Annotated in this window: 11 protein-coding genes; 10 read left to right on the top strand and 1 reads right to left on the bottom strand. The window is 64.6% G+C overall.

Annotated features, from left to right (window positions below):
* On the top strand, positions 1-846 hold the full coding sequence (locus IZU87_RS12055; RefSeq protein ID WP_213114654.1) for a M90 family metallopeptidase: 846 nt from the start codon (positions 1-3) through the stop codon (positions 844-846).
* A gap of 213 nt (positions 847-1,059) precedes the next feature.
* Here the strand turns inward: IZU87_RS12055 and IZU87_RS12050 are convergent, their stop codons facing one another.
* A complete protein-coding gene (locus tag IZU87_RS12050; protein ID WP_054555681.1) occupies positions 1,060-1,983 on the bottom strand; it encodes a LysR family transcriptional regulator in 924 nt (307 codons plus the stop codon).
* Between the two features lie 199 nt (positions 1,984-2,182).
* Between IZU87_RS12050 and IZU87_RS12045 the strand changes: the two genes are divergently transcribed.
* The 9 genes from IZU87_RS12045 (at position 2,183) to IZU87_RS12005 (ending at position 11,579) form a co-directional block, all read left to right on the top strand.
* Positions 2,183-3,415, top strand: a complete 1,233-nt coding sequence (locus IZU87_RS12045) for a TauD/TfdA family dioxygenase (protein ID WP_054555682.1) — start codon at positions 2,183-2,185, stop codon at positions 3,413-3,415.
* Between the two features lie 131 nt (positions 3,416-3,546).
* The gene (locus IZU87_RS12040) at positions 3,547-4,749 is read left to right on the top strand and encodes a GGDEF domain-containing protein (RefSeq protein WP_213114653.1); all 1,203 of its coding nucleotides are present in this window, start codon (positions 3,547-3,549) and stop codon (positions 4,747-4,749) included.
* A 185-nt stretch (positions 4,750-4,934) separates the two neighbouring features.
* Positions 4,935-5,492, top strand: coding sequence for a lipocalin family protein (locus IZU87_RS12035; RefSeq protein ID WP_213114652.1), 558 nt, complete (start codon positions 4,935-4,937; stop codon positions 5,490-5,492).
* Positions 5,493-5,753: 261 nt separating this feature from the next.
* A complete protein-coding gene (locus IZU87_RS12030; protein WP_043334387.1) occupies positions 5,754-6,572 on the top strand; it encodes a DUF1338 domain-containing protein in 819 nt (272 codons plus the stop codon).
* A complete protein-coding gene (locus IZU87_RS12025; RefSeq protein WP_213114651.1) occupies positions 6,569-7,591 on the top strand; it encodes a succinylglutamate desuccinylase in 1,023 nt (340 codons plus the stop codon). The genes IZU87_RS12030 and IZU87_RS12025 overlap by 4 nt, the downstream gene beginning before the upstream one ends.
* Positions 7,592-8,180: 589 nt before the next feature.
* Complete coding sequence (locus IZU87_RS12020; RefSeq protein ID WP_213114674.1) at positions 8,181-8,975, top strand: ABC transporter ATP-binding protein; 795 nt, start codon at positions 8,181-8,183, stop codon at positions 8,973-8,975.
* A gap of 227 nt (positions 8,976-9,202) precedes the next feature.
* On the top strand, positions 9,203-10,027 hold the full coding sequence (locus IZU87_RS12015) for a transporter substrate-binding domain-containing protein (protein ID WP_213114650.1): 825 nt from the start codon (positions 9,203-9,205) through the stop codon (positions 10,025-10,027).
* A 41-nt stretch (positions 10,028-10,068) separates the two neighbouring features.
* Entirely contained in the window at positions 10,069-10,785 is a 717-nt protein-coding gene (locus IZU87_RS12010; protein WP_043334396.1) for an ABC transporter permease, read from the top strand.
* Positions 10,786-10,826: 41 nt separating this feature from the next.
* Positions 10,827-11,579, top strand: coding sequence for an ABC transporter permease (locus IZU87_RS12005; protein ID WP_213114673.1), 753 nt, complete (start codon positions 10,827-10,829; stop codon positions 11,577-11,579).
* Positions 11,580-11,727 lie beyond the last annotated feature (148 nt).

The raw sequence follows: 11,727 nt of genomic DNA, 5'->3' as shown, positions 1-11,727 counted from the left end.
ATGACGCACTGGTGGCAACGGCTGTGGCAGCGCTCCGCTCGCCACAGCCGTGATACGTCAGCCCCCGACGCCGGCGCTGCCTCGGCCGCCTCCCCGGGTGGCGAGACAGCGCCGGATGACGCGTGGCAGGCAGTCCGCGAGCGCCTGCCGATCCTCGAGGGACTCGACGCCGAGGCACTGGCGCGTCTTGAGCGGCGCGCCCGCCATCAGCTGAGCGACTGGAAGCTGACCAGCGCCGAACCGCTCGCACAGGTCGAGGCGCTGGCACTGGCTGCCCAGGCGATGCTGCTGCTCAACGGCTGGGCGCATGCCGAGCGCTGGCAGGACGCCGGCGCTCGCGTGCACGAGATCATGCTGCCGCTGCAGGCCATCCGCCGTGAGGTGGAAGAGATGGATGACGCCGGTGTGGTGCATGTCTTCGAGGACACCCGCGCCGGCGAGACCTGGTATCAGGGGCCGGTGGTGGTCACCCAACAGGACCTGGCCGCCAGCGGTGACTGGAGCGGCTTCAACGTGGTGATCCATGAATTCGCCCACAAGCTCGACATGGCCAACGCCACCGATGCCGATGGCTTTCCGCCCCTGCCGCGCCATATCAGCGCGGCGGAGTGGCACGCCACCTTCACTGCCGTGTGGGATGATCTGAGCGCGCGCCTGTCACGCGGTGAGCCGACGCCCATCGATGACTACGCCGCCAGCCACCCCGCCGAATGCTTCGCCGTCTGCTGCGAGTATTTCTTCAGCGCACCGGATGAGCTCAACGCGGCCTATCCGGCGCTGTATGCCCTGCTGGAGCGCTTCTTCCAGCAGTCACCATTGGCGCGCTGCCCGCCGCCTCCCGACTGACCACTCCTGGCAGATCTGACCACACGCTTGGCAGATCTGACCACACGCTTGGCAGACAAGGCGCCAGCAAGGCGAGGAAATCGCGAGAGAGAAGCGATAGCGGCCGCTTACCGCGCCGGGCACCACCTCAAGCTAACGGTATATCATCCAGAAGCGCGCCAGCAGACACGCCGACTCGATCAGCAGGGGACGCAAAAGCAACCTCTGGATCGCTCACTGTGGCTCCGCCAACAGATAATCCCAGACACGCTGCGCGGTGGGCCGCATCGGGCGCTGATTGGAGCGCACCAGCCAGAAGTTCTGCTCGGCGGGGATCGTCAGCGCGAAGACCTGCTCCAGCCCGCCATTGCCGGACGCCAGCCATTGCCGGAAATGGCCTTCATGCACCAGCGCCACCCCCATGCCGAGACGCGCCATTTCCAGCGTCATCACCTGGGTGTCACAGCTGATGGTAGAGGTCGTCTTCTCCAGCCCCAGTTGATCTGCCGCCACCAGCCAGCGCCGCCAGCCCACCGCGAAGCCTGCGGCATGCAGCAGCGTCATGCCGGCCAGGTCCGCCGCCGTGGTCAGCTGCGCGCTCAGCGCCGGACTCGCCACGACGGCCATTCTCTCCTGCCCTGCCCCGACCTGGATCGCCTCCACCTGCGGCCAGTCGCCCTGACCGTAGCGCAGCTCGATATCCACCTGCTCGCCATCGAAGTCGCTCTGCCAGAAGGCACTGACCAGACGCAGCGCGATCTCGGGTTGATCACGATGGAAGTTCGCCAGCCGCGGCAACAGCCAGGCCTGCTGGCTCATCGGGGTCGCCCGCAGGCTGACCGGCGCGGCGCGCGAGGGGCCGAAGACTTCCAGCGTGCCTTCCTGCAGGCGCTGGAAGCCATCCTGCAACGCTGGCAACCAGGCCTGACCGGCCGGCGTCAGATTGAGGCTGCGGGCATGACGCACGAACAATGGCTGGCCAAGGCGGTCCTCCAGCTGGCGAATCCGCTGGCTAATGGCCGACTGGGTGACACTCAGCTCCTCGGCGGCACGCGTGAAGCTCATCAGGCGCGCAGCGGCTTCGAAGGCCTGCAACCAGGCCAGCGGCGGCAGGGGGCGCGGCAAGGCATTCGGCGTCGTGGGGGAAGGTTCGTGCATGGCTATCTCGCATCAGAGCATGAAGGTCAATCGGCACACATTAGCTCAGCTAAGTCATGGCCGTCATATTTCGCGTTGGCCAGCCGTGATGACGAGGGGGACAATGGCCTCATTCTCGGGTCACGGCTCAGCCATACGACCCAGCACGCGACACGCGTTGGCTCACCTGCTACTGCACACACGACATAGGACGGCGCCCATGGAGACTCTCATCGCATCTGCCCCTGACACCCAAGACACTGAAGCGTCACAGGCACGCCATCAGTGGGACATGAAGGAATACCTGCCCCATCACGAGGGCGCGCCGCTGGTGAAGGCAGACCACGACGAGACCCTGGCGTCACTGGCATGGGCCAGCGGTGAGCAGACCCAACTGCCGCTGATCTGGCTGCGCGACCACTGCGCCTGCGATCTCTGCCGTCATCCGCAGACCTTCGAACGCACCTTCATGCTGATGGACGATGCGGCCCTGACGGTCCATCAGATGCGTGTCGAGCAGGGCAATCTCGTCGTCGTCTGGCAGGACGGCCACACCAGCCGCTTCGATGCCGGCTGGTTGCTGCAACGTCGCCCGAGTGATGCGCCGCCGGCCACACCGGTCCCCGCAAGCCAGGCCTGGCAGCAGGGCCATAAGCCTCACGTCACCGCCTTTGCCGATTACATGGCCGGTGGACAGGCGCGCCTGGGCTGGCTGGAAGCGCTGTGCCGCGACGGCTTCGCGATTCTGGATGCCGGCCCGACGGCAGGCGGCGAGATCGACCAGGTGGCCGCGACCATCGGCCCGATCCGCGCGACCAACTTCGGTGGCCGTTTCGAGGTCTTCTCCAAGCAGGCGCCCAACAACGCCGCCTACACGCCGATCGCACTGGAACTGCACACCGACCTGCCCAACTGGCGTCAGCCGCCGGACATCCAGATGCTCTACTGCCTGGCCAATGAGGCCGAAGGTGGTGATTCCATCTTCGGAGACGGCATGGCGGTCGCCGAAGCCCTGCGCGAGCGGGACCCGCAGGCCTTCAGGCTGCTGGCCGAGACCCCGGTGGACTTCCGCTTTGCCGACGAGACCACCGACCTGGTGGTGCGCGAGCCGGTGATCCACCTGGATGCCAACGACAAGGTCATCGAGGTGCGCTTCAACAACTGGATCCGCGACAGCCTGCGCCTGCCGCTGGAACAGATGCAGGCCTGGTACAGCGCCTATCGCCAGTACTGGAGCATCCTGCGGGAACCGGCCTTCCGCCTGCATCTCAAGCTGGAAGCCGGCCAGATGGTGGCCTTCGACAACCGCCGCGTGATGCACGGCCGCAAGTCCTTCGACCCGACGACCGGCCGCCGCCACCTGCAGGGCTGCTATGTGGATTACGACATGGTGGAATCCGCGCTGCGCGTCACGGCGCGCCAGCTGGCCGGTGCCAACCTCACTCAGTCGTGAGCACGACGGCCCTCATGCCGCGGAGTGCTTGAAATAGCGTTGAACCGCACGCAAAGGTTGCGGCGGTTCCTCCAGGGCATACCACGCAAGGCAGTGGCATCCTGAGAGTCTGGCAACTCTGGTATCGCCCCATGAATCCCATGACACTCTGCTTTGCGGATGACACCCTGGAACGACGCTATCGGCGTCGACAGATCGAGACCTCACACAAGCTCAGCCGGATCACCATCCCGCTGAGCTGTCTGCTGTTCGCGTCCTATGGGCTGATCGAGATCAGTCTGCTGGATCACTACGAGCCCTACCTGCTGCTGCGCACCAGCGTTCTGATCGGCGTGCTGGGCCTGTTTCTGCTGTCACGTCTCCCGCGTTTCCGACACCACGTCAACGGCATCCTGTGCCTGGCCTCGCTGGTGGCAGCGCTGGGGACGCTGGCGATGTTCCATGTGGGGGACGGTCACGCCGGAGAGCACCTGGTGGAGAGCCACGCCGCCGGACAGCATGAAGACGAGCATGGTGACTTCCCGGTCTACTTCGTCACCCTGATCACCGTGGTCTTCTGGACCTACACCCTGCTGGGGCTGCAGTTCGTCTATGCCATGGCCTGCGGACTGCTGATATGGATGGGCTGCACCGCCAGCTGCGCGCTGATGCATCAAGGCTCCGATGTCCTGGTGGAAGCCAACGAGGCTTTCTTCATGATGGCCGTCAATCTGCTGGCGGGCATGAGCGCCTACTCGCGCGAGCGCCAGAGCCGACAACTCTTCCTGCATGAATGCCATATCACCGGCGAGCGGGACGATCTGCGCGACCATGCGATGTGCGACTCGCTCACCGGGCTGCTCAACCGGCGCGCCCTGCTGACACGCCTCGACCAGATACTCGACATCCAGACTCCCGGCACGGTGCAGGCCGCACTGTTCATCGACCTCGATGGCTTCAAGCCCGTCAATGACCGCCACGGCCATGCCATCGGCGATGAAGTGCTGCGCATCACCGGCGAGCGCCTGGGCAACACCCTGCGCGGCAACGATATCGTCGGCCGCCTGGGAGGCGATGAATTTCTGGTACTGATCAGCCGTGAAGGCAACGGCCGCAAGGGCCCGGAGCAGCTGGCGGAGCGTCTGATCGACGCCATCAGCCGTCCCATCACGCTGGAAGTGGATGGCGAGCCGCTGATCATCGCCGTCAGCGCCAGCATCGGCATCAGCCTGTTCCCCTTCTCGGGCGCCACGCCGGAAACGGTCATCGCGCGCGCCGACAGCGCCATGTACGAGGCCAAGCAACGCGGTCGGGGCGTCGTCGTCACCGGCAATCCGCTCCGCCTGGTACTGTGACGATCGACGCTCGACGCTCAATGCTCGACACCTCGAGCATGGCGCCGCGTCACCCTCCCTCTTGAGACAGCGGCAGACGCCCCAATGAGACAAGGATGCCGTTTCGTCCTTTTTCTCATGACCCGCATCACGCCAGAACGCCCCACGACTCATCAATGGGGCGTTCTGGCGCATGGAGCCTGCCAATGACACGCCTGCCGCATCTTGCCTTCTCTCTAATCGGTCTCGGTCTCCTCGGCGGCTGCGCCGGAGTCCCGTCCGGCACCCAGCCCGTCGAGAATTTCGAGCTCGAACGTTACTACGGCGAATGGCACGAGATCGCCCGCCTGCCCAACAGCTTCGAGGAGGGCCTGAGCTGCGTCAGCGCCGATTACTCGCCCCGCGAGGACGGCGGCGTGCGCGTCATCAATCGCGGCTACAACGCCGAGCAAGGGGAATGGAGCCAGGCCGAAGGTCGCGCCTACTTCACCCGGGGCAGCGAGACGGCGGCCCTCAAGGTCAGCTTCTTCGGCCCCTTCTATGGCGGTTACAACGTGCTGGCGCTGGATGACGACTATCAGTGGTCGCTGGTGGCCGGCGCCGATCGCGACTACCTGTGGATACTGGCGCGTGAGCCACAGCTGGATGACGCCACCTACCAGGCGCTGGTCGAGCAGGCCGCCGAGCTCGGCTTCGCGACCGACGCGCTGATCAAGGTCGAACAGGGCAATGCCTGCCCCTCTCCTGATGACACCGAACGCTGACACCGAACCCGGTCCCAAGACCCAAGGCCTGACACCAAGGTCTAAACCGGCGCGTGACGTTTATATGGTGCGGACAGCCGCTTTCATCCAACCGACCTCGCATCTTGTCACGCGCGCGTGGCTCGCCAATGGTGAGCTGACAATCTTCCGGGGTAGCGCCTCGCCGAGTGCGCTGCCCTGATGCCAATCGTTTGATGCTGTCGCCCAGTGCCAGTGACGCCTCGCTGCACTGGGCAACTCAGTTCAGAGGGAGCCCGTGCCATGGATATCCAGCAGTTCTTCAGCGCCCTGTGGGATGACTACGTCGCCATGACGCCCCAGGCCCAAAAGATCCAGGATGCCTTCATCGCTGACGGCGAGACCATCGTCAACGACCACGTCGCCTTCCGCACCTTCGATCGCGGGCCGATCACCCTGAGCGCGCTGGAACCTCACCTGCTGGCGCTGGGCTATACCCGCTTCGCGCCTTATGATTTCCGCGAGAAGAAACTGCGCGCCTTCGGCTATCTGCCGCCGTCACCCGACATGCCGCGCGTCTTCCTCTCCGAGCTGAAATGCCATGAGCTGTCCGAGCGCGCCCAGGCGATCATCGATGGCCTGGTCAGCCAGATCTCGCCGGATGCCGCCACCCAGCCCTCCGTGCTGTGGTCGGGCCGTCTGTGGAAAGCACCCAGCTTCGAGCAGTATCAGCGCCTGATGGAAGAGAGCGAGTATGCGGCCTGGCTGTCGATCATCGGCCTGCGCGCCAACCACTTCACCATCAGCGTCAACGCGCTCAGCCATCACGACACCCTCGACAAGGTGCTGACGCGCGTCGAGTCGCTGGGCCTTGGCATCAATCCGGCCGGAGGGCGCATCAAGGGTTCGCCCGAGGTGCTGCTGGAGCAGGCCTCCACCCTCGCCGACCGCCAGACCTTCACCTTCGCCGGTGGCGAGGAGCATGAGATCTCCACCTGCTACTACGAATTCGCGCGCCGCTACCCCGATGCCGATGGCGAGCTGTATCAGGGCTTCGTGGCGGCCAGCGCCGACAAGATCTTCGAATCCACCAATGTTCGCCAGGAGCCGACTGCCTCGTGATTGCCGACTGGCTAGACCTGACACTCGAAGGCCACGCCAGCGCCCGTGGCATGGGCCGTATTCCCGGCGGTCGCTATGAGATCGTCGCGCCCGGCGTGCTGGAGATCACCCCCGACGTCACGGGGCCCAAGGCGCGCCCGTGCGTGATCTCCGCCGGCATCCACGGCAACGAGACCGCCCCCATCGAGCTGCTCGGTGAGCTGATCGCGGGCCTGGAGAGCGGCCACCTGATCGTCGGGGCGCCGCTGTTGCTGATCCTGGGCAACCTGCCCGCCATCCGCACTGGCGAGCGCTTCATCACCACCAATCTCAATCGGCTGTTCAAGCGCGCCGAGGCCAGCGTGGCGGGCAACGACTGTCCGTCCGATGATGAGCCGGCGCGCGCGCGTCAGCTGATGGCGGCCGTGGACACCTTCTATGCTCGCTTCCCGCTGGCCGAGGGCACGCGCCGCCTGCACTACGACATGCACACCGCCATCCGCGACAGCCTCTATCCGCGCTTCGCGGTGGTGCCCTTCAGTAATGGCGACGCCATCAGCGCATCGCAGTGGCCGATATTGAGCGCCGCCGGCATCCAGGCCGTGCTGCACCAGCATCAGCACAGCTGGACCTTCTCGCACTATTCGCGCCACTACCATGATGCCGACGCCTTCACGCTGGAGCTGGGCCAGGTACGCCCGTTCGGCGCCAACGACATGGCGGCACTCGCACCGATGAAAGCCCTGCTCGCGGCACTGGCGACCGGCACGGCGCCCGCCGAAGAGGATCCAAAGGCCATCGACTACTTCACGGTGGAAGTGGAGCTGATGCGTCAGTCAGCCGACTTCACGCTGTGCTTCAGCGAGGATGTCGCCAACTTCACCGCCTTCGCCCCCGGCAGCGTGGTGGCCGAAGACGCCGCTGCTGGCCCCTGCATCATCGGCGATACCCCACTGCGGGTGGTCTTTCCCAACGCGAAGGTGGAGATAGGCGCCCGCGCCGCCCTGCTGCTGGCCGAGAGCTCGACACCGACAGACTGAGTCACCAGACACTGAACAAACCGGCACTGAGCCACAAGCGCCGGCGTTCTGCCCGCCCACCCCCCCTCAGGGCGCAGCACGATGCCGGCGCGATTGCACTGACGAAAGCCTTACTACAACGACAACAGGCGACCTTGAACATGAAGACTCCTCCCCCACGGCCGGACGGCATCCGCGTGCGTCCTTGCACGCTCCACCAAAGTCGTAACATTCCTCCACGCCAGATAGCGGTGAACCCTGCGTTGAGCTGGTAGAATCGGCCCCCTTTCCCGTCCACGACATGCAAGCACAGGCATTTTTCGCCTGTTGTAGACGGTCACTGGCAGCGAGAACGACGATCAATCGGACTGATCGTGAGGAACTGGCCATGCCCCTGACGGCATTCTCCGCCACTCCTCCCGTGCCACGCCTTGCCGCCTCATCACGTCTGCGTCGCGCACGTCAGCGAGCGAGAGTGAAAGGCAGTGCCAGGCAGCCGTGCCATGTCGGCAACGAACCTGTATCCCGAGCCCGACCGCCCCGCGGCGGACTCGTGGCGTGTCATTGCCCCCAGGGCTGGCAACGTCCGGATTGGAGTAACTGCATGACCATGAGATCTTCCGTGGCCGAGAGCCCGAGCAGCGACGCGCTGCCTCTCGAGGTCCGCAACATCACCAAGTCCTTCGGCACAAATCAGGTGCTCAAGGGCTTGTCACTGCAAGCACGCAAGGGCGATGTCATCACCCTGATCGGCGCGTCCGGTTCCGGCAAGAGCACCTTTCTGCGCTGCATGAACCTGCTGGAGCAGCCGGACGGCGGCGACATCTTCGTGCATGGCGAGCAGATCGGCTTCAAGGAAAGCCGCCGTGGCCGCGAACCGATGGACTGGCGTCAGGTCGAGCGCATGCGCGCGCGCCTGTCGATGGTCTTCCAGGGCTTCAACCTGTGGTCGCACATGACGCTGCTGGAAAATGTCATCGAGGCGCCGATCCACGTGCTCGGCAAGCCGAGGAAGGAAGCCATCGCCCACGCACGCAGTCTGCTGGACCGCGTCGGCCTGCTCGAGCGCGCCGAGTACTATCCGGCGCAGATGTCCGGCGGCCAGCAGCAGCGCGGCGCCATCGCACGCGCACTGGCGATGGAGCCGGAGGTGATGCTGTTCGACGAACCGACCTCGGCCCTCGACCCGGAACTGGTCGGTGACGTGCTCAAGGTCATGCGTGACCTGGCCGAGGAAGGCCGCACCATGGTGGTGGTGACCCACGAGATGAGCTTCGCGCGTGATGTCTCGAGCCAGGTGGTCTACCTGCATCAGGGACTGGTCGAGGAAGCCGGCAAGCCGGAAGACGTGCTGGGCAATCCCCAGTCGGAGCGCCTCAAGCAGTTCCTGGCGCCCAAGTACTGACAAAGCGCCCTGATCAGCCGCCCTGATCACCAGCTCTGATCACCAGCTCTGATCACCAGCTCTGATCAACAGTACTGATGAATGGCCCTTGGCCCATCGCTGAGCCGACCGCTCGGCCTGTGGCACATCCCGGCACGGTGGTCCCGTGACCGGCACATGATTCAGCACCGCGAGCGCCACGCCAACGGCAGGCCTCGAGGTGTCCAAGACTTCAGGAATGACAAGCAATGAAACAATTCGCGACACGCACCCTGCTGGGCCTCACCCTCGGCCTCTCCAGCTTCGCCATCACCACCAGCGCCGCCCAGGCGGCCGATGTGCCGGACCCGCTGCGCCTGGGCATCGACGTGCCCTACGCGCCCTTCGGCTACAAGCTGCCCAGCGGTGAGCTGACCGGCTTCGAGATCGAACTGGGCAACGCCATCTGCGCCCAGCTCGCCACCCACTGCAAATGGACCGAGCAGGACTTCGACGGCATCATCCCGGGCCTGATGGCGCGCAAGTACGACGTCATCATGTCGGCGCTGACCATCAATCCGGAGCGTGAGCGTCAGGTGCTGTTCTCCGAGCCCTACTTCACGCCGCCGTCCGGCTGGTTCGTCAAGGCGGACAGCCCGCTGGCGGGCGCGGACACCCTCGATGCCGAGGCGCTCGCGGGCAAGGTGATCGGGGTGCAGCGCGGCAACCTGCAGGATCACTACGTCACCGACCTCTACGGCCGCACGGCTGAAGTGCGCCGCTACACCAAGCTCGATGACCTGGTGCTGGACATGGACAGCGGCCGCGTCGATGTCGCCTTCCTGGACCTGCCGGTCGGTCAGGACACCCTGGTCAACGCCAACGACGGCAACTTCGTCAACACCGGCAGCGCCATCAGCGAGCCGAAGAAGTACTTCGGCGACGGCTTCGGCATCGCCATGAAGAAGCGCGACCGCGACCTCAAGAAGGCCATCGATGGTGCCCTGGAAGCGCTCAAGGCCGATGGCACGCTCAAGCGTCTCAACGACAAGTACTTCGTCAGCGCCGCCACTGCGTCCGACAACCACCAGTAAGCCGCTGAACGGGTTATTCGGCGCTTCACGGGAGATTTCCCATGATTGACCTACAAGGCTACGGGCCCAGCCTGCTGGAAGGTGCCTGGGTCACGGTGCAGCTGGCCGTGCTGGCCCAGCTGCTGGCCATCGCGCTGGGGCTATTGACGGCGACGGCCAAGATGTCGCGCTCCACGCCTCTGCGCTGGCTCGCGACGCTCTACACCACCATCATCCGCGGCGTTCCCGACATCGTGCTGATGCTGCTGCTGTTCTTCGGCGGCCAGATCGGCATCAACATGGTCACCGACTGGCTGTACGACAGCTACGACATCGACGTCTTCGTCAATGTCGATGAGTTCACTGCCGGCGTCGTCACCATCGGCTTCATCTTCGGTGCCTACATGGGCGAGACCTTCCGGGGCGCCTTCATGGCGGTGGATGCCGGGCAGATCGAAGCGGGGCGCGCCTATGGCATGAACGACTGGAAGGTCTTCAAGCGTATTCGCTTCCCGCTGATGATGCGCCACGCCCTGCCGGGGCTGGGCAACAACTGGATGGTACTGCTCAAGACCACCGCCCTGGTGTCGGTGATCGGGCTGGTCGACATGGTGCGTGTCGCCAGTGAGGCTGCCAAGGCGACCCACGAGCCCTTCACCTTCCTGTTGCCGGTCGCGGCGGGCTATCTGCTGATCGCCACCGTGTCCGAATGGGGGCTGGCACGTCTCAAGAAGCGCTATAACGCCGGATTCGGGGAGGCCAGCGCATGGAACAACTGAATGATGCAGGCCCCTCAGGCGTCATCGCCCAGCTGGGTCAGATGCTCGAGGATGCGCTGAGCGACAACTACATCTTCACCGCGACCACCCTGTGGCACTACTGGGAAGGGCTGGTCACCACCGTGCAGCTGGTGTGTCTGGCGCTGCTCATCGGCCTGATACTGGCCGTGCCGCTGGCGATCATGCGCGGCTCGCGTCGTCGCTGGGTGAAGATGCCGGTCTATCTCTACACCTACGTCTTCCGCGGAACGCCGCTGCTGATCCAGCTCTATCTGATCTACTACGGCGTGGTGTTCTTCGATGGCTTCGACATCTCGCTGGGCGTGACCAGCGTGCATGTGCCCAGCATCCAGGAGACCTGGCTGTGGGATTACTTCCGTGATCCCTTCGTGCCGGCGCTGCTGGCCTTCGTGCTCAATACCGCGGCCTACACCACCGAGATCTTCCACGGTGCCATCCAGTCGACCCCCAAGGGCGAGATGGAGGCAGCGCGTGCCTACGGCATGTCACGTGGCAAGATGATGCGTCGCATCATTCTGCCCAGTGCCTTCCGACGCGCCCTGCCGGCCTACGGCAATGAAGTCATCTTCATGCTGCATGCCAGTGCCATCTGCAGCGTGGTGACGCTTCTGGACCTCACTGGCGCCGCGCGTGACATCTACGCACGCTTCTACGCGCCCTTCGAGGCCTTCATGTTCGTCGCCGCCATCTACCTGTGTCTGACCTTCACCATCATTGCCATATTCCGGCAACTGGAGAAACGCCTGCTGGCGCACTTGAAACCGTTAAGCTGAACGTCAAAAGCGCCCTTTGTAGGTAATGCCAGTCAGTTAAGCCTATTCTCCATAAGCTGATCATGAGACCTTCCTGTGCCAGGTACACTTATTATGGGAAGGTCTCATGCATTTCAGCGACGCCATTGATGCCATTGCCAAGGCGGCA

This window comes from Cobetia sp. MC34 (genome assembly GCF_018340035.1).
GTDB classification, from domain to species: Bacteria; Pseudomonadota; Gammaproteobacteria; order Pseudomonadales; family Halomonadaceae; genus Cobetia; species Cobetia amphilecti.
The sequence above is the reverse complement of the archived record's forward strand: the minus strand, read 5'-3'. Positions and strand labels throughout refer to the sequence as shown.